Source organism: Hymenobacter monticola, from assembly GCF_022811645.1.
Taxonomy (GTDB): domain Bacteria; phylum Bacteroidota; class Bacteroidia; order Cytophagales; family Hymenobacteraceae; genus Hymenobacter; species Hymenobacter monticola.
Window position 1 is genome coordinate 1,443,577 of the sequence record NZ_CP094534.1, and the last position, 20,735, is coordinate 1,464,311.

At 59.9% G+C, this 20,735-nt stretch carries 14 protein-coding genes; 11 read left to right on the plus strand and 3 right to left on the minus strand.

Annotated elements, in window-relative coordinates; translation table 11 throughout:
• Positions 1 to 83 precede the first annotated feature (83 nt).
• The 5 genes from MTP16_RS06085 to MTP16_RS06105 all read left to right on the plus strand — a co-directional run bounded on the left by MTP16_RS06085 (position 84) and on the right by MTP16_RS06105 (position 4,972).
• Positions 84 to 959 carry a class I SAM-dependent methyltransferase gene (locus MTP16_RS06085; protein WP_243516799.1) on the plus strand — a complete coding sequence of 292 codons (876 nt, stop codon included), beginning with the start codon at positions 84 to 86 and terminating at the stop codon, positions 957 to 959.
• Positions 959 to 1,252, plus strand: coding sequence for a hypothetical protein (locus MTP16_RS06090; RefSeq protein WP_243516800.1), 294 nt, complete (start codon positions 959 to 961; stop codon positions 1,250 to 1,252). The genes MTP16_RS06085 and MTP16_RS06090 overlap by 1 nt, the downstream gene beginning before the upstream one ends.
• Positions 1,236 to 2,870 (plus strand): Ig-like domain-containing protein, encoded by a 1,635-nt coding sequence (locus MTP16_RS06095; RefSeq protein WP_243516801.1) that lies wholly within the window; start codon positions 1,236 to 1,238, stop codon positions 2,868 to 2,870. Before MTP16_RS06090 ends, MTP16_RS06095 begins: the two co-directional genes overlap by 17 nt.
• Before the next feature lie 963 nt (positions 2,871 to 3,833).
• On the plus strand, positions 3,834 to 4,328 hold the full coding sequence (locus MTP16_RS06100) for a DUF4385 domain-containing protein (protein ID WP_243516802.1): 495 nt from the start codon (positions 3,834 to 3,836) through the stop codon (positions 4,326 to 4,328).
• 158 nt (positions 4,329 to 4,486) lie between these two features.
• Positions 4,487 to 4,972, plus strand: coding sequence for a hypothetical protein (locus tag MTP16_RS06105; RefSeq protein ID WP_243516803.1), 486 nt, complete (start codon positions 4,487 to 4,489; stop codon positions 4,970 to 4,972).
• Between the two features lie 185 nt (positions 4,973 to 5,157).
• Here MTP16_RS06105 and MTP16_RS06110 read toward each other — a convergent pair whose 3' ends face one another.
• Together MTP16_RS06110 and MTP16_RS06115 are read right to left on the minus strand one after the other, a co-directional pair.
• Positions 5,158 to 6,561, minus strand: coding sequence for an inorganic phosphate transporter (locus MTP16_RS06110; protein WP_243516804.1), 1,404 nt, complete (start codon positions 6,559 to 6,561; stop codon positions 5,158 to 5,160).
• A gap of 167 nt (positions 6,562 to 6,728) precedes the next feature.
• Positions 6,729 to 7,010 (minus strand): GIY-YIG nuclease family protein, encoded by a 282-nt coding sequence (locus tag MTP16_RS06115; protein ID WP_243516805.1) that lies wholly within the window; start codon positions 7,008 to 7,010, stop codon positions 6,729 to 6,731.
• Positions 7,011 to 7,120: 110 nt separating this feature from the next.
• Between MTP16_RS06115 and MTP16_RS06120 the strand changes: the two genes are divergently transcribed.
• From MTP16_RS06120 to MTP16_RS06145, 6 genes are all read left to right on the plus strand, one after another.
• Positions 7,121 to 8,623 (plus strand): glycine--tRNA ligase, encoded by a 1,503-nt coding sequence (locus MTP16_RS06120; RefSeq protein ID WP_243516806.1) that lies wholly within the window; start codon positions 7,121 to 7,123, stop codon positions 8,621 to 8,623.
• Between the two features lie 120 nt (positions 8,624 to 8,743).
• On the plus strand, positions 8,744 to 12,196 hold the full coding sequence (locus MTP16_RS06125; RefSeq protein WP_243516807.1) for a DUF7948 domain-containing protein: 3,453 nt from the start codon (positions 8,744 to 8,746) through the stop codon (positions 12,194 to 12,196).
• 135 nt (positions 12,197 to 12,331) lie between these two features.
• Positions 12,332 to 14,779, plus strand: coding sequence for an efflux RND transporter permease subunit (locus MTP16_RS06130; RefSeq protein WP_243516809.1), 2,448 nt, complete (start codon positions 12,332 to 12,334; stop codon positions 14,777 to 14,779).
• A 186-nt stretch (positions 14,780 to 14,965) separates the two neighbouring features.
• Positions 14,966 to 18,544 (plus strand): isoleucine--tRNA ligase, encoded by a 3,579-nt coding sequence (gene ileS / locus MTP16_RS06135; protein ID WP_243516811.1) that lies wholly within the window; start codon positions 14,966 to 14,968, stop codon positions 18,542 to 18,544.
• A 167-nt stretch (positions 18,545 to 18,711) separates the two neighbouring features.
• Positions 18,712 to 19,383 (plus strand): lipoprotein signal peptidase, encoded by a 672-nt coding sequence (locus MTP16_RS06140; protein WP_243516812.1) that lies wholly within the window; start codon positions 18,712 to 18,714, stop codon positions 19,381 to 19,383.
• A 143-nt stretch (positions 19,384 to 19,526) separates the two neighbouring features.
• The gene (locus tag MTP16_RS06145; protein ID WP_243516815.1) at positions 19,527 to 20,195 is read left to right on the plus strand and encodes a lipoprotein signal peptidase; all 669 of its coding nucleotides are present in this window, start codon (positions 19,527 to 19,529) and stop codon (positions 20,193 to 20,195) included.
• A 27-nt stretch (positions 20,196 to 20,222) separates the two neighbouring features.
• On the opposite strand, the gene MTP16_RS06150 is transcribed toward MTP16_RS06145, so the two are convergent.
• Positions 20,223 to 20,672 carry a M14 family metallopeptidase gene (locus tag MTP16_RS06150; protein ID WP_243516817.1) on the minus strand — a complete coding sequence of 150 codons (450 nt, stop codon included), beginning with the start codon at positions 20,670 to 20,672 and terminating at the stop codon, positions 20,223 to 20,225.
• Positions 20,673 to 20,735 lie beyond the last annotated feature (63 nt).

Sequence of the window (20,735 nt, forward strand, 5' to 3'; positions counted from 1 at the left end):
AAGCTTCCAAATGTTTCACTCAACATTCAACCCTCAAAACTTATGATTTCCTCGTGTCCTACGAACGTTTAGACAATTGCCCGGTGTGCGGGAAAACTGAATTCCGCAACAAGCTGGTGGTGGAAGACCGCACGGTGAGCCAGGAAAGCTTCGCCATTGTGCAGTGCGCGGGCTGTGGCTTTCAGTTCACCAACCCCCGGCCGAGCGAGGCCGAAATCGGCAAATACTACGAGTCGGACGCCTACGTGTCGCACAACAGCGCGGCCCAGGGTTTCGTGAACCAGGCCTACAAGGTGGCGCGGTTTTTCACCATGCGCCGCAAGGTGAGCTTGCTGAACAAGCTGGCGCCGCGCCGCGGCAAGCTGCTGGACTACGGCTGCGGCACGGGCCACTTTCTGGCCGCCGCAAAGGCCGCGCGCTGGCAGGTAGCCGGCCTGGAGCCCAACGCCCGCGCCCGCGAAGAAGCCAGCCAGCGCCTCGGCCAGCCCATTGGGCAAGAAAGCCTGATACAGTTTCAGCCCGGCACGTTCGATGCGATTACGCTCTGGCACGTGCTCGAACACGTGCACACGCTGAACGAAACCCTGGCTCAGTTGGTGGCGTTGCTGAAGCCCGACGGCGTGCTGCTCATTGCCGTGCCCAACGTGGAAAGCCTCGACGCCCAGCACTACCGCGAGCTGTGGGCGGCCTACGACGTGCCCCGGCACCTCTACCACTTCGCGCCCAAAACCATGGCCCAGCTGCTCAAGAAGCACAAGTTGGCCATCCGCCAGACCCTGCCCATGCCGCTCGATGCCTACTACGTGAGCATGCTGAGCGAGAAGCACCGCAACGAGCGCGCCGGCGGCCTGCTCACGGTGCTCAAGGCGGGTTATAAGTCGAATCAATACGCCGCGCAGCACGAGGGGCAGTACTCCAGCCTGCTGTACGTGGCCGGGCGGCGCACCCCGGCGGCCTGATGCGGCGCACGGCTGGCCGGTGGGGGAGGGGGCTGCTGCTGGCCGCGTGCCTGCTGCCGACCGCCCACGCCCAAACCGTGCCCGCTGCGCCCCCCGCGCCCGTTGCTGCGCCACGGCCCGATACGGTGAAAACGCCGGCGCCGACCTTTGTGGTTGATACCGCCCGCACGGCCACCGTCGTTACCGCCGAGCCGAGCGATGCCGTGACGCGCCCGCTGGCGTGGCGCATCGGGGCGGCCATAGTTGTTCTCACGCTTTCCACGCTGCTTCTTTATAATGTCCGTTCGCGCTGAACTGCTGGCCTCGCTGGCCCTGCTTGCCTTGCTTGAAAGCTGCGCCGCCGTGGCCCCGCCTCTGGGCGGCCCGCGCGACCGCATTGCCCCGCGCCGTATCAGCAGCTCGCCCGACAGCGCGGCCCGCAATGTGAGCCAGCAATTCGTGCGCCTTAACTTTTCGGAGCCCGTGGTCACAAAAGAGTTAAGCAAAAACCTGCTCATCACTCCGCAGCTGGCCGAAGACAACCCCTACAAACTGCGCGAAGAACGCAACTCCGTCACGCTGCTTTTCGACAAGCCGCTGGACCCCAACACCACCTATAGCTTTAATTTCCGCGATGGCATCGTGGACATTACCGAGGGCCTGCCTGCCAAAAACGCGGTGCTTAATTTCAGCACCGGCGCCGTGCTCGACTCCGGCCGGGTGAGCGGCACCGTGACCGACCTGCTCACCGCCCGGCCCGTGGCAGAAGCCAGCATCGGCCTCTACCGCACCGTCGACACCGCCGGCGTGCGCCGCGGCCGGCCTTACTACACTGCCCTTACCGACAAAGACGGAAAGTTTAGCCTGGGCTTTTTGAAAGACGGCACTTACAAAATCTACGCGGTGGGTGACAAGAACAACAACGGGCGCTTCGACGACGGCGAGCGAATTGCCTACCTGCCCGCGCCCATCACCATTGCCGGCCGTTCGGGCCAGCCCGTGGCCCTCGTGCTCACCCAGCCCGACCGGCGCCCGCCACTGCTCACCACCCGCACGCCTAGCCCCACGCAGCTGCGCCTGGGTTTCAGCGAGGCCCTGCGCACGGCCACTCTGGCCGCGCTGGGCCCCGGCCCCACGCCCGCTGCCCTGGCCGAGGCCAGCCAGCTCACGGACCGCGGCCGCACGCTCGTGCTCTTCAAAACGCCGGAGGTGGGCGACGGCCGCTACCTCCTCACCATGGCCGACAGCACCGGCAACGTGGGCCACGACACCCTGCAAGTGAAATTCCCGGTGCCGCCCGCCACCGCCAAAAGGGTGGCCGTTCCCACCCTCTACAGTGTGGAGGGCAGCCCGCGCAGCGTTTACCCCGAGGGGCAGGTGCGCTTCAAGTTCGCGGTGCCGGTGCGCGTGGCCAGCGGCAAGCCCTTTGGCACCCTCGTCGAGGATTCGACTCGCCGTCGCCCCCTGCGCCTGCCCGCCGATGGCACCCTCAGCGCCGACCGCGACGAGCTGACGGTGCGCTTCAACAGCAAGGCCAAGACCCGGCTTGAAATCGTGCTCGACAGCACCGCCGTCACCGCCGTCACGGGCCAAAACCTGCGCCTGCGGCCCCTGCGCCTCAGCATCAGCGAGCAGGACGTGTCGACCAGCCTCTCGGGCACCATCACCACCAAAGAGAAGAACTTAGAACTGCAGCTGCTCGATTCCAAGTTTCAGGTGGTGGCCAGCCTGGCTTCGCCTAAAGGCAAATACCTGTTTTCCGACATTGCACCCGGCACCTACCGCCTGCGGGTGCTTATCGACGCCGACGGCGACGGCCGCTGGCGCGGCGGCGACCCCAACCTGCTGCTGCCACCCGAGCCGGTATACCTCGACCCCAAGCCTGTGCAAATCCGGTCGGGCTTCGATATCGAGGAGCCACTCGTTTTCTAGGTCCGGCGTCTCTTTCCCGCGCAATTTTTCAAGCCCCGGCAAGGCGGTTCCTCGTGGTTGAGGACCGTTTTGCCGGGGCTTTGGCTTGGGGTATGCTTGCTACATGCCGGCAAGCACTGCTGACGCTATTGGTGAGGCTTAACCCACAATTCACACGCCCGCTGCCCGGCATCGTGGATAACCAAACCTTGATTCCAGTTACTGAGCGCCTTTTTTACTGGTAATCCACGCGTTTTCCACGGGCTTTTCCACAGCGGTTTCGGCTTGTGGGAAATTTCGGGGATAACCTGGGGGAAACATGGGGAGAAGCCGGGGATAAGTGGGGCAAAAGTTTTTTTGGTGCTTTCACTGCCCATACAGGGCATTTTCCCCGGGGATAACCGTGGATAACTTCCCCAGGCCAGAAGCACTTTTCACACCAGGGTTTTTAATGGGGATAGAAAAATGTGGAAACCCGGTGGAGTTGTTGAAAAGCGAGGCAACTCGCTATTAACCCGCGTTTTATTTTCCACAATGCCGGTGGATAGTGCGTGGATAAGGACCCCGTTTCCCCCACGTTATCCACGCTGGGGATAACCACAAGGGCTTTTCCACTTATCAACCGACCTAATGAGTGGAAACAAAAAGAGTTTTTAGAAAAAAAATTTAATTAAAAAGTAAGGTTGGGGAAAACGCGGTTCAAGCGTTTTATCCGCATCAAGGGTTTGGGACGCGGCTCAAGCGTTTTGTCTGGTCCGGGGGCTCAGGGCTTGTTGAGTCGGGCCTAAACTTTTTTCAGGTCTGGGGTTCCGCCTGCAGCCAGCGCTAAAAACGCGGCCAATAGTTTCGTTCACCACACAGCATGTCGCGCCCCGCTAAAAAACCAATCACGCCCGTTGAGTTGAAAAGCGCCGCCAGTCCCGACTTATCCTCCTGCTTTGTGGAAAGGTGCGTAGAACGGCCAGCCACCAATTCCACCCACCCATGCCGTTCGACTACACTCTCGATTTCCACACTGTTGATTTCCGCCAGCACCCCGAGCTGTACCGCGTGGGCCGGGGCGAGCAGGGCGTGCTGCTGGTGCAGCCCTACAAGGGCGAGATTCTGCCGCACTGGCGCTTCAAAGACGCGGCGGCGGCCCGGGAGTCGTCCGAAACGATTTACGGCTTGTTTGAGGCCTATTTAAAGGCCCACGATTTTGTGGGGGCCGACATGGCCCGCAAGTTCATCCAGATGGGCTTCACCCGCGCCCGGCGCTACGCCAACCACAAGGGCGGCAAGAAATACGACGGCCCTGTGCCCGACGACAAGAAAGGCCAAAGCGGCGCCCACGGCCGGGCCGAATTGCCCCGCACCACCCATCCTGATGTGGATAAGGTGGAAGCCGCCGCCATTTTTAAGCGCAAGTGGGACGAGGCCAAAACCAACCCGGAGTACCTGCGGCAGAAAGAGGCATTTATTGAGAAATACGGGAAGTGAGTTTTTCGTGATTAGTGGTTAACGGTTAGTGATTAATGACGCAGTGCGGTCGCACGTTTGGGGGAACGTCGCTGCGCCGATGAAAAATCACTAACCCTTAGCCACTAATCACTAACCACTAAAACCTACCTTTGCTTACCATCCTTTACCCCAACCCCATGAGCACTCCCCAATCCTCCAGCATCGAGGAAAACGAAATAATTCTGGGCACCGGCATGGGCCCGCTGCGCTTCGGCGCCACCATGGACGAAGTGCGGACCCTTGTGGGCGAGCCCGAGGAGATTGAAGAGTCGGACGACGACGACGACTTCGAGCACCAGGCCTGGAACTACCACGAGGAAGACTACCTGCTTTCGCTCTACTTCGACCGCGAAGACGATTTCCGCCTGAGCTGCATCGAAACCGACAACCCCAACATGCGCCTCTTCGGCGAGGCCATCTACGGCCTGAACCTCGACCAGGTGAAGGCCATCATGGCCCGCCACAACCAGCCCACGCCCGAGGTGGAAACTATGGAAGAAGGCGCCGTGCGCCTGTCCTACGAGAAGTCGATGATTGACTTATACTTTGAAGAAGGCGAGCTGCAGTTCGTCAATTTTGGGGTGTTCATCAACGACGATATGGAGGTGCAGTGGCCCAAGTAGGAAACCACTTATCCACATTTACCCGGTTTATTTCTGTGGATAAGTGGACAAGTCGCTAAAAACGGTGGGTTTATCCCCCAAAATTGGCTTTTTGCTAGCAAGCTCCGGTTTTGCTAATTTGCCAAGCACAAAAAAGGCTGCCCCGTTGAAGGGCAGCCTTTTTGCGTTTTGAAGACAGCGTTTCGTTAGCCGAGCAAGGCGCGGAACAACAGGAACAGCAAGCCCGAGAGCACCACCGTGACGGGCAGCGTGAGCACCCAGGCCAGCGCGATGCTGCGCACCATGCCGGGGTTGATGTTCTTGACGCCGCGGCTGGCCACCATGCTGCCCGCAATGCTGGAGGTGAGCACGTGCGTGGTGGACGAGGGCAGGTGCAGGAAGGTGCTGGCCCCAATCATGGCGGCGGCCACCAGCTCGGAGCTGGCGCCCTGGGCGTAGCTCAGGTGCTCCTTGCCGATGCGCTCGCCAATGGTTTTCACGATGCGCTGCCAGCCTATCATGGTGCCCACAGCCAGCGAGAGGCTCACCATCAGCAACACCCACCAGGGGGCGTAGTCGGTGAAGGTTTTCATCTCTTTGGTGGCCGCATCGTAAGTGTTGCGGTCCTGGGTGCTGAGGCTGACGCTGGGCGAGTCGAGCAGCTTTTTCGACTGGTTGGCCAGCAGCAGCACGTCGCGGCGGATTTCAAATCGCGCCTGCTGGGGCAGCTGCTTCACATCGGTTTTGCCGGCGAAAATGCGGTCCAGGTCGTCGGTTTTGGCCTGGATGTCGGCCATTATTTTCTGGTCGTTGGGACTGAGTTCGGCGCGGTTCACGCGGCCCATGACGTACTCAATCTTGGTGAGCGACTGGCGCAGGTCGAGCGGGTTCTTGGTTTCGTCGAGGGCGAAGCGGAAGGGCACAATACCAATCAGAATCAGCATCACCAGGCCCACGCCCTTCTGCCCGTCGTTCGAGCCGTGGAAGAAGCTCACCAGCGTGCAGGTGGTGATGAGGGTGAGGCGAATCCAGAGGGGTGGCGGCTTGCGCTTGTGCGGCTCCTTGAAAATGGCCTTGCTGCGCACGAAGCGTTTGAACAAGAACATGAGGCCGATGGTGAGCGCAAAGCCCAGCAGCGGCCCCACCAGCAGCGCAACGCCGGTTTCGCTAGCCTTGCTCCAGTTCACAGCCGCGCCCTTCGACTCGGGCAGTAGCGAAAAGGCAATGCCCACGCCCAGAATCGACCCAATCAGCGCGTGCGAGCTCGACGCCGGAATGCCATAGTACCAGGTGCCCACGTTCCAGATGATGGCGGCCAGGATGAGCGCGCCCACCATGGCAATGCCGTGGTACACGTTCTGGTCGACCAGCGTTTCGACGGGCAAGAGGTAAATGATGCCCATGGCCACCCCGATGCCGCCGGCAAACACGCCGATGAAATTCCAGAAAGCCGACCACACCACGGCCACCCAGGGCCGCAGGGCGTTGGTGTAAATAACAGTGGCCACGGCGTTGGCCGTGTCGTGGAAGCCATTCACGAACTCGAACGCGCAGGCGGCCAGCAGGCAAATGCCGAGAAGCAGAAGCACGTGAGGTTCTAAACCAAACATAAAAGGCGGTTTTGTGGGAAATTGATTGAAATCATGCGTCAAAGGTAGGAATAGGGCTGACTGTGGATATGTTACCGAATTGTGACGCGCCCGCTTGTCATCCTGAGCGCAGCGAAGGACCTTATCACGTCTTCGCCGTGTGCATCATCAGTATATCGAGTTTGTTATTAAGCTATTAGGAATTCTCTGGTAGGATTTGTTGAAGTAATAAGTGCTTCCTTTTTCGTGCGAGTCCATCCCTTTAATTCCTTTTCGCGCGCTATTGCGGCATCGATGTCGGCGTATTGTTCAGCGTAAATGAGATTGTAGCAGAAATACTTTCCTGCGAAGGTTTCGGGGATACCCCGGTTTTGGAAATGCTGCGCTAAGCGCTGCCGCAGATTATTGGTGACGCCAATGTATAGCACCGTGCGGGCTGGGTTTGTAGTAATGTACACGTAGTAGGCCATCGTGGAACGAGCGGGCGTGGTAAGGTCCTTCGCTGCGCTCAGGATGACAGGCGGGCGCGCCTTCTACGCACAAGTTTCAGCTTCAGCCGCATCGGCCTACTTTTGCGGGCATGAACCCAGCAGCAGAACCCGCACAACTAAAAGATATCGTGGCCCACGCCAAGGAATACGGCTTCGTGTTCCAGTCCTCGGAAATCTACGACGGCCTGGCCGCCGTGTATGACTACGGCCCCAACGGCGTGGAGCTCAAAAACAACCTCAAGCGCCTGTGGTGGGACGCCATGACCCAACTGCACGGCAACGTGGTGGGCCTCGACGCCGCCATTTTCATGGACCCCCGCACCTGGGAGGCCAGCGGGCACGTGGCCGGCTTCAACGACCCCATGATTGACAACCTCGACAGCAAGAAGCGCTACCGCGCCGACGTGCTGCTCGAAGAAAAGGCCGCCGAATACGAAAAGGCCGGTGACCCCGCTCGCGGCGCCGCCCTCACCGCCGAGATGGGCCGCCTGCTGACGGAAAACGACCTGGCCGGCGTGCGCCAGCTCATCATCGACGAAGACATCAAGTGCGCCGTGTCGGGCACCGGCAAGTGGACCGAAGTGCGCCAGTTCAACCTGATGTTCTCCACCCAGGGCTCGGCCGTGGACGGCGACGCGCCGCCCGTGTACCTGCGCCCCGAAACGGCCCAGGGTATTTTCGTGAACTTCCTGAACGTGCAGAAGTCGGCCCGCATGAAGATTCCGTTTGGCATCGCGCAAATCGGCAAGGCCTTCCGCAACGAGATTGTGGCCCGGCAGTTCATCTTCCGCATGCGGGAGTTTGAGCAGATGGAGATGCAGTTCTTCGTGCGTCCTGGCACCGAAGGCGAGTGGTACGACACCTGGAAGGCGGCCCGCCGCCGTTTCCACGAGGCCATTGGCCTGCCGGCCGCGAAGCTGCGCTTCCACGACCACGACAAGCTAGCCCACTACGCCAAGGCTGCCGTGGATATCGAGTTTGAATTTCCCTTCGGCTTCAAGGAAATCGAGGGCATCCACTCCCGTTCCGACTTCGACCTGACCCAGCACCAGAACCTGAGCCGCAAAAAGCAGCAGTACTTCGACGCCGACATCGACCCCGCTACCGGCAAGGCCTACGGCAACTACGTGCCCTTCGTGGTGGAAACCTCGGTGGGCGCCGACCGCCTGTTCCTGGCCACACTCTGCAACGCCTACCAGGAAGAAACCATCACGGAAGGCGAGGGTGAAGCCCAGCAAACCAAAACCCGCACCTTCCTGAAGCTGCACCCCGCCCTGGCTCCCGTGAAGGCCGCCATCTTCCCGCTGGTGCGCAAAGACGGCATGCCCGAGAAGGCCCAGGAAATCTTTGATGCGCTGAAGTACGACTTCCGCCTCGTGCTGGAAGAACGCGACGCCATCGGCAAGCGCTACACCCGCCAGGACCTCATTGGCACGCCCTTCTGCATCGTAGTGGATGGCCAGACCCTGGAAGACAACACCGTGACCGTGCGCCACCGCGACTCGCGCGAGCAAACCCGCATGGCCATTTCGGAGCTGCGTGCCTACATCGGCGAGGCCGTGAGCCCGCGCCGGATATTTGAGCAGTTATAATTTAATGTGATTTAACAAAGATAATTCACCCTAAATTCATCTGAATCAGTCGGAGCCAGTGAAACCGGTAAGCTTATTGCTTGCGGTTTTGCTGGCTTTTTTTACTCCTTCTCCCTTTTTATGCATCAAAAAATTACTTTACAGTTGGGGCTGCTACTGGCTTCGCTGCCCGCCCTGGCGGGAAACCCCGCGCCCGTAGGTCCACCCCCGGCCAGCGCTATTGAGTTTGTGGCCAACCGGAACCAGTGGGAAAAACCCGTTTTGTTTGCCGCCGATGTGCATGCGGGCCGCCTGTTTTTGGAGCGCGGCCGCTTGGTGCAGTCGCTCTACGACAGCAAGCAGGTAGAGAAGCTGCACGAGTTGTCGGCACGGGTTTCGAACAAGCAGCGCGTTCGGGCGCATGCCTACTCCACCACGTTTTTAGGGGCCAGCGCCCAGGCCGCCGTGCAGGGCGAAGCAAAGCTGCCGGGTTTGAATAACTACTTCCTGGGCAACGACAAGAGCCGCTGGGCCAGCAACGTGCCGGGCTACGGCGAGGTGCGCTACGCAGCGCTTTACCCTGGCATCGACCTGCATTTCTACAGCAAGGAGCGGGTGCTGGAATACGATTTTGAAGTGGCCGCCGGGGCCGATGCCTCGCGCATTGCCCTGCGCTACGAGGGCCAGACCAAGTTGCAAATCGTGAAGGGGGCCCTGAACATCAGTACTACGGTGGGCACCGTGGTGGAGCAGCGCCCCTACGCCTACCAGCTGGTGGACGGCCGCCGGCAACGCGTGGCCTGCGACTACGCGCTGGGCAAGGACAACACCGTCACTTTTGCCCTCCCGCAGGGCTACAACCACCGCCTGCCGCTGGTGATTGACCCCGTGCTGGTGTATTCCACCTACACGGGCTCGACCAGCAACTTCGGCTTCACGGCTACCTACGATTCGGTGGGCAACCTCTACGCGGGGGGCACGGTGTTTGGCGTGGGCTACCCCACCACCGTGGGGGCCTACGACGTGAGCTTTAACAGCGGCATCGACATGGGCATCATGAAGTTTGACCCGCGCGCCACCACGGGCCCGGCCAGCCGGGTGTATGCCACCTACATGGGCGGAACCGGCAGCGACTACCCGCACAGCCTCGTGGTGGACCGCAACAACAACCTGATTATTCTGGGCTCAACCAACTCTGGCAACTACCCCACCACGCCGGGCGCCTACGACACCACCCTGGGCGGAACCGACATCGTGCTCACGAAGCTGAATGCCGCGGGCTCGGCGTTGGTGGGCTCGACGTTTCTGGGGGGAAGCGGCCTCGATGGCCAGCTGCAGGACCCCAGCCCGCTGCGGGTGAACTACGGCGACTACTACCGGGGCGACGTAACGGTGGACCGGAACAACAACATCTTCATCGCCTCAATGACGTCTTCGACCAACTTTCCGGTCACCAGCACCAATTTCCAATCCACCAGCGGCGGCGGCGCCAGCGACGGCGTGGTGTGCAAACTGAATGCAACGCTAACCAGCCTCATCTGGAGCTCTTACTTGGGCGGTTCCGGCGCCGATGCGGCCTATTCGGTGCAGATTGACAGCGTGAACAACGTGTTTGTGGCCGGTGGTACGTCGAGCCCCAATTTCCCGGGGGTGCAGGCCGGTTTCCGGAGCACCTACCAAGGCGGTTCGTCCGATGGCTTTGTGGCGCGCATTTCGGCGGCCGGCGACGACCTGACCCAGAGCACGTACCTGGGCACGTCGGCCTACGACCAAGTGCACTTTGTGCAGCTCAACCGCTTCGGCGAAGTATATACCTACGGGCAAACACTGGGAAACTACCCCGTGACGGCGGGCACGTACTCGAACCCCGGCAGCCGGCAGTTCATTCAGAAGCTGAACGCCCGCCTCACTGCCGGCGTCTATTCTACGGTCATCGGCAACGGCCCGGGTTCCACCGTAAACCTGTCGCCCACGGCCTTCTTGGTGGATAACTGCGGCCAGATTATGATTTCGGGCTGGACTTCCCAAGGCAATATGCCCATCACCCCCAACGCTATTCAGAGCACGGGCGGTTCGGGGACTTCTTCCAATGGCATCGGGGCTTACTTCTACATCGGGCAGCTCTCGGCCAACGCCCAGACGCTGGTGTACGGCACCTATTTTGGCAACGGCAACTGCCACGTCGACGGCGGCACGTCGCGCTTCGACAAGCGCGGCATTATTTACCAGTCGATGTGCGCCGGTGGCGGCAGCGGCAACGTGCTCACCACGCCCAACGCCTGGTCGGCCACCAACCCGGGCGGCTACAACAACGCGGCGTTCAAGATGGACGTGCTGCAGCTCAGCGCCGAGTTTGTGCCCACCCTCACGGCCACCAGCACCATCCGCCAGGCCAACCTGTGTGCCCCGGCCACGTTCTACTTCAACCGGCCGGCCGCCACGGGCACCAGCACGCTCTGGAACTTCGGTAATGGCCAAACCTCCACGCTGGCCAACAATGCCACCATCACCTACACCCAGCCCGGCAAATACGCCGTGCGCCTCACGGTATTCGACGTGAACAACTGCCTGCAAAGCGTGAGCACCGTGGATACCGTGACGGTGTATGCCGTGCCGCAGCCCCGCGTGGCCCCCAGCAGCCGCCAGACCATCTGCGTCAATTCTTCCGTCACGCTCTCGGCCACCAACCTGGCCACGGGCACGCCCAACGTCACCTACACCTGGACGACCCCCGGCCAGCCGCCCCTCACGGGCGCCAGCGTGACGGCGCGGCCGCTCGTGACCACCCGCTACACCGTGACGGCCAATACGCCCGCCAACGTGGGCGGCTGCTCGGGCACCGATACCGTGACGGTGCGCGTCATTCCCCGCCTGGTGGTGGTGGCCGGTCCGGCCCGCACCATCTGCCCCGGCACCGCTACCACCCTCTCCGTAGCTGACGCCGGCACCGGCGCTACCTACACCTGGACGGCGCCCGGCCAGCCCACCCTCACGGGCCGCACGGTGACAGTTAGCCCCACCACCAGCGTGCGTTACCTGGTGCGCGTGGTGAACTCCACGGGCTGCGTGGGCCGCGACTCGGTGCAGTTCACCGTGCCGCCCGCGCCCGTGCTGGCCGCCACTGCCAGCGCCCCCAACCTGGTGGGCAAGCCGGTTACGTTCACCAACACCACCACCGGGGCCACCAGCTACCGCTGGGATTTTGGCGACAACACGCCCACCACGACCGAAGTGAATCCCTCGCACATTTACGCCACGGCCAACCCCAAACCCGGCTACCAGGCCCGCCTGACGGCCATCTACGGCCCGGGCTGCGAGGCTTCGCTGATTGTGCCCGTACCCGTGCGCGGCTTCGACCTGCCCAACGTCATCACGCCCAACGGCGACCAGCAGAACGATACGTTCCGCCCGTTTGTGACCACGGAGAAGGTGGATATTCAGATTTTCAACCGTTGGGGCCGCAAGGTTTTCGAGCAGGCAAACTACAGCGATGGCTGGGGTAGCGATGCCGAACTGGCCGCTGGCGTGTACTACTACCGCCTCGTGAGCGCCAGCGGCGAAAGCTGGAAAGGCTGGATTGAAGTGGTGAAATAGTCCGTTTCGTGTTACCCCGATTGCCTTACCGCTCCCGGCCTGTCGCCGGGAGCGGTTTTGTTTTTGGGCTTTAGCCAATGGCCTTGAAAGCAGCCCGCGCCGCGCTTACGTAACTTTGCGTTTTTGCAGGGTTTTATGTGGGAACAGCTCGCCGTCTTCATCATCCGGTTTCGCCTGTCGCTGGTTGCAGTGCTGGCCGCCATCACCGTGTTCATGGCCTACAAAGCCAAGGACGTGGAAATGACCTACGACTTCGCCCAGGTGGTGAGCGAGCAGGACCCAGACATGGTTTACTTCAAGCAGTTCAAGCGGACCTTTGGCGAGGACGGCAACGTGCTGGTTATCGGGATGCAGGACAGCTCGGTGTACCGGCTGGGCAACTTCAACGAGTTTCGTATTCTGACCGATACGCTGGCCAAGGTGCAGGGCGTGAACGGCGTGCTGAGCGTGAGCAAGCTGCTCAATATCAGCAAAGACACGGCCACGAACAGCTTCAAAGCCGCGCCCATTTTCAAGAATCCGCCCCACTCGCAGAAAGAGCTCGACAGCCTGATGCGGGTGGTGAACAGCGTGGAGTTCTACAAGGGCCAGCTCATTAGCCCCACCACGGGCGCCACGCTGCTGGCCCTCACCATGGACCCCAAGTACCTGAATTCCTCGAAGCGGCAGGCGGTGATGAACAACATCCTGGGCTTTGCGGCGCAGTTTGAGAAGAAAACCAGCATCAAGCTGCACTACGCCGGCCTGCCCTACGTGCGCTCCACGATGACGAGCAAAGTGGCCGGCGAGATGAAATTCTTCACCATCCTGGCCATGATTGTGACCGGCATCACGCTGCTGGTGTTCTTTCGGACGTGGTCGGCGGTGCTGTTTCCGCTCATCGTGGTGGGCATCACGGTTATCTGGTGCATTGGCTCCATTGTGCTGCTGGGCTTCAAAATCAACCTGTTGACGGGCCTGATTCCAAGTATCATCATCGTAATCGGCATCCCGAACTGCACCTACCTGCTCTCGCGCTACCACTACGACTACCGCAAATCGGGCAACCAGATGCTGGCCATGACGCGGGTTATCCGCAAAATCGGCCTCGTTACGCTGATGAACAACACGACCACGGCCGTGGGCTTCATCGTGTTTGCCTTTACTGATATCGCCATTCTCTACCAGTTTGGCCTGGTGGCCACCATCAATATTTTCGCGGCCTTCGTCATCAGCTTCATTCTGATTCCGGCCGTTTTTACCTACCTGCCGCCGCCCACGCCCAAGCAGCTGGAGCACCTCGACGCCACGCCGCTCACCAAGCTGCTGGAGTTCTTCGACCACTTGGTACTCGACCGCCGGCCCACGGTCTACATTGCCGCGCTGGTGCTGGTGGCGGGCGCGGCCATCGGCATCTCGCGTATCGAAGCCGTGTCGTACATGGTGGACGACTTGCCCAAGAAAAGCTCCGTGAATTCCGATTTGGCCTTCTTCGAAAGCCACTTCAACGGCGTGATGCCGCTGGAATTTGAAGTCGATACCCACAAGAAAAAGGGCCTGTTCAAGCTGAAAAACCTGGAGAAAATCGACCAGTTCGAGAAGTTCCTGCGGACGCAGCCGGAGCTGTCGCCGCCCGTCAGCCTGGTTACTTTCCTGAAAGCGAGTACGCAGGCGTTTTACAACGGCAACCCGTCGTTCTACCGTCTGCCCGATAATTCGGAAAAGAACTTCATCCTGAGTGCCTTGGCCAACTCCGGCGGCTCGACCGGCGGGGCGGGGATGAACAGCAAGCTGCTGCGCTCCTTCATCGACAGCACCAGCCAGAAGGCGCGTATCAGCCTGAAAATCGCTGACATCGGCTCCCAGAACCTGGACACGCTGATGAACACGAAAATCATCCCGGAGATGAACCGCGTCTTCAAAGGCACCGGCATGGACATTCGCCCCACGGGCACGACCATCATCTTCACCAAGGGCAACGAGTACGTTATCAATACCTTGAAAGAAAGTCTGTTCATGGCTTTCGGGCTGGTAGGACTGGTGGTGCTCATCCTGTTCCGCTCGTTCAAAACGGTGCTTTTTGCCCTTGTCCCCAATGCCGTCACGCTGATTCTCACGGCTGGCATTATGGGCTATTTCAACATCGCGCTCAAGCCCAGTACGGCTCTGATTTTCGTGATTGCGCTGGGCATTGACGGGGATAATTCCATTCACCTGCTGGCCAAGTTCCGCCAGGAAATGGCTGCCAACGGCGGCCGGGTGCGCGATGCCGTATCGGTCACGTTGAGCGAGGCGGGCACCAGCATGATATACACGAGCATCGTGTTGTTTGTAGGCTTCAGCATCTTCGCTTTCAGCGAATTCGGCGGCACCAAGGCGCTGGGAATGCTCATGGCCGCGTCGTTGTTGATAACGAACTTCTCGAACCTGATACTGTTGCCTTCTTTGCTCGTGACGTTTGAGCACGGCAAGAGCGGCGACATGGACCATAACGCCCTCATCCGTCACTATGATGAGTCGTACCACGAGGAGGACGACGACGCCGACCTGAACCTGAAAGAAATGCACAAAGCTTCTGATTACGAAGGCGATTACTCGATTTAGAACGAAGAACAACCAAAAAAGAACGTCATGCTGAGCGCAGTCGAAGCATCTCTACCACGCCGTTAGGCTCCCCTCTCCTGGGGAGAGGGGCCGGGGGTGAGGTTTCGCCCGAACGAAGCGGAAGCGGTAGAGATGCTTCGACTGCGCTCAGCATGACGTTCTAAAGAATTGATAATAACCCAATTCATGAAATACCCCGAATACAAGCAGCCGCTCAACTACGGCCAGCTCGGCGAGGACATCCTCGCCTGGTGGAAGGAGCACGGCATCTTTGAAAAGAGCGTGAGCAGCCGCGAAGGCCAGCCCACGTTCGTGTTTTACGAAGGCCCCCCGTCGGCCAACGGCGCGCCCGGCATCCACCACGTGATGGCGCGCACGGTGAAGGACATTTTCGGCCGCTACCAGACGCTGCTGGGCAAGCAAGTGCCCCGCAAAGGCGGTTGGGACACCCACGGCCTGCCCATCGAGCTGCAGGTGGAGAAGGAGCTGGGCATCACGAAGGAGGATATCGGCAAGAAAATCAGCGTGGAGGACTACAACCAGCGCTGCAAGGAAACCGTCATGCGCTTCAAGGCGCAATGGGACGACCTGACCGAGAAAATGGGCTACTGGGTCGACCTCAACGACCCCTACGTGACCTTCGAGCCGGAGTACATCGAGAGCTGCTGGGCGCTACTCAAGAAGCTCTATGACAAAGGCTTGCTCTACAAGGGCTACACCATCCAGCCGTATTCGCCGGCTGCCGGCACTGGCCTGTCGTCGCACGAGCTGAACCAGCCCGGCACCTACAAGGACGTGAAGGACACGACCGTAGTGGCGCAGTTCAAGGTGAAGCGGGATGAGAAGTCGGAGAAGCTTTTTGACGCTTTTAATGAAGGCGCTAAACGGTGGGGAATCACACCTGACGAACCGAAAATCTTTATTCTAGCTTGGACTACTACGCCTTGGACGCTTCCTGCCAATACCGGCTTAGCAGTAGGGAAGAATATCGAATATGTCTTAGTTCGGACATTCAATCAATACACGTTTGAGCCCATTACTGTTCTGATTGCTAAGAATTTAGCAAATAGGTATTTCGGTGGTAATGACTCCACGAAATTGCAAGAGCATATCAATTTATTAGCCGATGGTAAAGATTACTACCATGGCAGTGAAATGCTTGCTCTTGGTTGGATAGAGGATGGCATCAACGGGACTAGCAGGCATGGAAAAGGGGAACCTGCAACCCCTCAAGCTTTTGCAGAAGTCTTTAAGAAGCCATTTTTTGCCAAAGGAGGCTTGCCTTGGAAAATTGTCGGACAATTCACCGGCGCTGACCTCATCGACATCAAGTACGAGCGCCTGTTCGATTTCACGCCGTTTGAAGGGCAGGAGCGGGCTTTCCGCGTCATCAACGGCGACTTCGTGACCACGGAGGACGGCACGGGCATCGTGCACATCTCGCCCACGTTTGGCGCTGACGACTTCCGGGCCGCGCAGCTGGCCGACATCCCGGCGCTGATGGTGCCGGATGCCGAAGGCACGCTCGGCCCCATCGTGGACCGGACGGGCCGCTACGTGCCCCAAATGGGCGAGTTTGCGGGCCGCTGGGTGAAGAACTACGACGGCCACGACGAATCCGGCGCCGACTATAAAACGCTGGACGAGAGTATCGTCATCAAGATGAAGGGCGACGGCACGGCCTTCAAAGTGGAGAAGTACGAGCACACCTACCCGCACTGTTGGCGCACCGACAAGCCTGTGCTCTACTACCCGCTCGATTCCTGGTTCATCAAGACCACGGCGGTAAAGGACCGGCTCATCGAGCTCAACAAAACCATCAACTGGAAGCCCGAAAGCACCGGCACCGGCCGCTTCGGCAACTGGCTGGAAAACCTGGTAGACTGGAACTTAAGCCGCTCGCGCTACTGGGGCACGCCGCTGCCCATCTGGCGCACCCAGGACCGCACCGAGGAAATCTGCATCGGCAGCATCGCCGAGTTGAAGGCGGAGATTGACAAGGCCGTGGCGGCCGAAGTCATGACCCACAACCCCTACGCCAACGGCGAAAAAGTGGACCTGCACCGGCCCTACGTGGATGATATTTTCCTCGTCAGCCCCACCGGCCAGCCCATGTACCGCGAGGCCGACCTCATCGACGTATGGTTCGACAGCGGGGCCATGCCCTACGCGCAGTGGCACTATCCGATTGAAAACGAGGGCCAGTTCCAGAAGAATTTCCCCGCCGATTTCATCGCCGAAGGCGTGGACCAAACGCGCGGCTGGTTCTTCACGCTGCACGCCCTGGCCGTGATGTTGGAAGATTCCGTAGCCTTCAAAAACGTGATTGCCAACGGCTTGGTGCTCGCCAAAGACGGCCAGAAGATGAGCAAGCGCCTCGGCAACGCCGTCGACCCGTTTGCCACCATCAAGCAGTTTGGCCCCGATGCCACCCGTTGGTACCTCATCGCCAACGCGCCACCGTGGGACAACCTCAAGTTCGACCCCGCCGGCGTGACCGAAGTGCAGCGCCGCTTCTTCGGCACGCTCTTCAATACGTACTCGTTTTATGCGCTTTACGCGAACCTGGACGAGTTTCAGACCAGCGAATTCGACCGCGTGCCGCACGCCGAATTGAGCGAGCTGGACCGCTGGGTACTGAGCAAATTGCAGTCGCTGATTGTGGAAGCGCGCGGGCACCTCGACAATTACGACCCCACGAAGGCCGCCCGCGCCATCCAGGATTTCGTGACCGACCAGCTCTCGAACTGGTACGTGCGACTCTCGCGCCGCCGCTTCTGGAAAGGCGAATTGAGCGCCGACAAGCGGGCTGCCTACGAAACCCTGCAGGAATGCCTGGTGGTAGTGGCGCAGCTGATGTCGCCCATCGCGCCCTTCTTCGGCGAGTGGCTGTACAAGAACATGACCGACGGCATGCGCGCCGAAGCCGTGGTCAAAAACACGCCCCTGGCCACGGAATCGGTGCATCTGACGCTGCTGGTGGAGGCCGATACGGCCCGCATCGACCCGAAGCTGGAGGAGCGCATGGAGCTGGCCCAGCGCATCAGCTCGCTGGCCCACTCGCTGCGCAAAAAGTCGGTGCTGAAGGTGCGCCAGCCCCTGCAGCGCATCTTGGTGCCGGTGCTGAATGACTCGACCAAGGAGCAAGTCGGCCTCGTGGAGGACCTGATTTGCGCCGAAATCAACGTGAAGCACATTGAATTCCTCGACGACGAGAGCGAAAGCGGCGTGCTGGTGAAGTCGGTGAAACCCAATTTCAAGCGCCTCGGCCAGCAATACGGCCCGCGCCTGAAGGCCGTGGGCGCCCGCATTCAGCAGATGACGGCGGCCGAAATCTCGAAGCTGGAGAAGGAGGGAAGCCTCGCCGTGGAAGTCGATGGCCAACCCATCACCTTGGCCCCCGACGATGTGGAAATCCGCACCGACGACCTGCCCGGCTGGCTCGTGGCCACCGACGGCCCCCTCACCGTGGCCCTCGATGTGACCCTGACCGACGAGCTGCGCCAGGAAGGCCTCGCTCGCGAGCTGGTGAACCGCCTCCAGAACCTGCGCAAAGACTCGGGCCTGGAAGTGCAGGACAAAATCCGCGTCACGCTGGCCGACCAGCAGCCCGAGCTCACGGCCGCCGTGGCCGCGTTCGGCGACTACATCCGCACCGAAACGCAGGCCCTCGCCCTCACTTTCGCGGCCGATGTGAACGGCGGTTCCGTACTCGAATTTGATGACTACTCAGTGCCGGTTCGGTTGGAGGTCGCAACTGGCTGATGCTGAACGACTCGCTGGGAAGTGAAATCCCCGGCGAGTTCTCCGTCGCACAAACAGTCAATAAGCTCGTCTTTGGTCGCACAAAACCTCAGACAATCAGTTGTAAAAAGTACAAAAGGACGGTAATAAAACAGGCCGTCGCTCCCGCCACTTTTGGCCCCGTCTGAATGCATCCAACGCTCACCACTCGCCAGCAAAACGCGGCTAAATTTTTCCTGCTGGCGCTGTTCGTCATTGCCCTCGACCAACTCTCGAAGTGGGCCGTGCACACCTATATGCAGCCCGGCATGGCGGGCGAAATCCGCCTGATGGGCGATTGGGCCAAGCTGCACTACACGCTGAACCCCGGCATGGCCTTTGGCGCCGAGCTGCCCGCGCCATATGGCAAGCTGGTGCTCAGCGGGTTCCGCTTGCTGGCCGTGTTTGGCCTGAGCTACTACATTATCCGCCTCTGCAAGCAGCGCGCCGCCAGCGGCTACATCGCCTGCATGGCCCTCATCCTCGGCGGCGCCGTCGGCAACCTGATTGACTCGGTTTTCTACGGCATCATCTACGACAACGCCCCGTTTGGCTCGCCCACGCGCTGGTTCTACGGCCAGGTCATCGACATGCTCTACGTCGACATCTACGAAGGCTTCCTGCCCCAAAACTGGCCGCTGATAGGAGGGAAGTACGTCTCGCTCTGGCCCATCTTCAACATCGCCGATTCCGCCATTTTCATCGGGGTGGCGTTGATTCTGCTTAATCAGAGCCGTTTTTTCAAGCAGGAAGAATCTGCTGTTGCAACTGAGAAGCACAGCGAGCCTCTAGTAGCTCCTGACTCGGAGAATCTGGGGTAGCGAACTGTAGCGTGGACTCTGCGAGTCCGCGCCTGAACGAACGACATATCGCCCAACGATGCGCGGACTCGCAGAGTCCACGCTACAATCTGCGGCATGCCGTTCTTTGTCCTTTCGTTCTGCTCAAGGACAACCCACCTACAATGCACCCAACGCTCACCACCCGCCAGCATTCCGCGGCTAAATTCTTCCTGCTGGCTCTGTTCATCATTGCCATCGACCAGCTGTCGAAGTATTTGGTGCACACTTACATGCAGCTCGGTTCGGCCGGCGAAATCCCGATTTTCGGTCAGTGGGCCAAGCTCACCTATACGCTGAACCCCGGCATGGCCTTCGGGGCCGAGCTGCCCGCGCCCTACGGCAAGCTGGTGCTCACCGGCTTCCGCATGCTGGCCGTGGGCGGGCTGATTTACTACATTATCCGTCTCTGCCGCCAGCGCGTGGCGGCCGGCTACATCGCCTGCATGGCCCTCATCCTCGGCGGCGCCGTGGGCAACCTGATTGACTCGATTTTCTACGGAATTATCTACAATAACGCCCCTGTAGGCTCGCCTACGCGCTGGTTCTACGGCCAGGTCATCGACATGATTTTCGTGCCGCTGTACGTGGGTTATTTCCCCAAATACTGGCCCCTCATTGGCGGCTCGTACAGCAACGGCTTCCCCATCTTCAACATCGCCGATTCGTCCATCTTCATCGGCGTCGCCTTGATTCTGCTCAACCAGAGCCGCTTTTTCAACGAATCGCAGCCCACCGCCGCTCCCAACGAGCCCCAGCCCCTAGTCGCTGCCGATGCTGAGAAGCTGGCGTAGTAGGGGAGAAGCACAGTATTATTTCCGCTACCACAACTTCCACCAAGGTTTCTGCAAATCTGGATTCAGCTTGCCAGGTTCCTTCATTGGCTTCAATTCGCCGTTTTCAGGCAGTAGTATTGGGCCTTCAAAACTGGGGTCCCAGAAACCAACCTGATGCTTCTGCGCCAATCGAAGCGCTGTTTCGTTTGCTTCCTTTGTCAATGACCAGCTAAAAGCCGCATATATAACCACACGGCCAATGCTATAGTCCGTTTCGTAATCACTCGTGTGGTCATCGGTCGCGTTAGGACCGTTCATATCCGGAAATGTCTGCTCCATCTCCGTCAACCAAGCCCGAAGCTCGGGAGTGGTGACAGCTGGGTCATTGTATGTATGGTCCTCTGCCCATTCCGTTTGGATGTCATACCACGCCATAAATTCAGCCTTCGTTTTTGGGGCTGCCTCTTGGCTAAAAACCATCAGGTCGTAACTCATATGGGAAAGGCTTTTGAGAACAAAGTACCACACGTTCCTGCGTACTTGACGTTCTTGCGTACC

Excerpts from the sequence above, each read along its gene's own strand:
- MTP16_RS06090 (WP_243516800.1), top strand. The coding sequence starts at position 959 with ATGCGGCGCACGGCTGGCCGGTGGGGGAGGGGGCTGCTGCTGGCCGCG.
- MTP16_RS06095 (WP_243516801.1), top strand. The coding sequence starts at position 1,236 with ATGTCCGTTCGCGCTGAACTGCTGGCCTCGCTGGCCCTGCTTGCCTTG.
- MTP16_RS06100 (WP_243516802.1), top strand. The coding sequence starts at position 3,834 with ATGCCGTTCGACTACACTCTCGATTTCCACACTGTTGATTTCCGCCAG.
- MTP16_RS06105 (WP_243516803.1), top strand. The coding sequence starts at position 4,487 with ATGAGCACTCCCCAATCCTCCAGCATCGAGGAAAACGAAATAATTCTG.
- MTP16_RS06110 (WP_243516804.1), bottom strand. The coding sequence starts at position 6,561 with ATGTTTGGTTTAGAACCTCACGTGCTTCTGCTTCTCGGCATTTGCCTG.
- MTP16_RS06115 (WP_243516805.1), bottom strand. The coding sequence starts at position 7,010 with ATGGCCTACTACGTGTACATTACTACAAACCCAGCCCGCACGGTGCTA.
- MTP16_RS06120 (WP_243516806.1), top strand. The coding sequence starts at position 7,121 with ATGAACCCAGCAGCAGAACCCGCACAACTAAAAGATATCGTGGCCCAC.
- MTP16_RS06125 (WP_243516807.1), top strand. The coding sequence starts at position 8,744 with ATGCATCAAAAAATTACTTTACAGTTGGGGCTGCTACTGGCTTCGCTG.
- MTP16_RS06130 (WP_243516809.1), top strand. The coding sequence starts at position 12,332 with ATGTGGGAACAGCTCGCCGTCTTCATCATCCGGTTTCGCCTGTCGCTG.
- ileS (WP_243516811.1), top strand. The coding sequence starts at position 14,966 with ATGAAATACCCCGAATACAAGCAGCCGCTCAACTACGGCCAGCTCGGC.
- MTP16_RS06140 (WP_243516812.1), top strand. The coding sequence starts at position 18,712 with ATGCATCCAACGCTCACCACTCGCCAGCAAAACGCGGCTAAATTTTTC.
- MTP16_RS06145 (WP_243516815.1), top strand. The coding sequence starts at position 19,527 with ATGCACCCAACGCTCACCACCCGCCAGCATTCCGCGGCTAAATTCTTC.
- MTP16_RS06150 (WP_243516817.1), bottom strand. The coding sequence starts at position 20,672 with ATGAGTTACGACCTGATGGTTTTTAGCCAAGAGGCAGCCCCAAAAACG.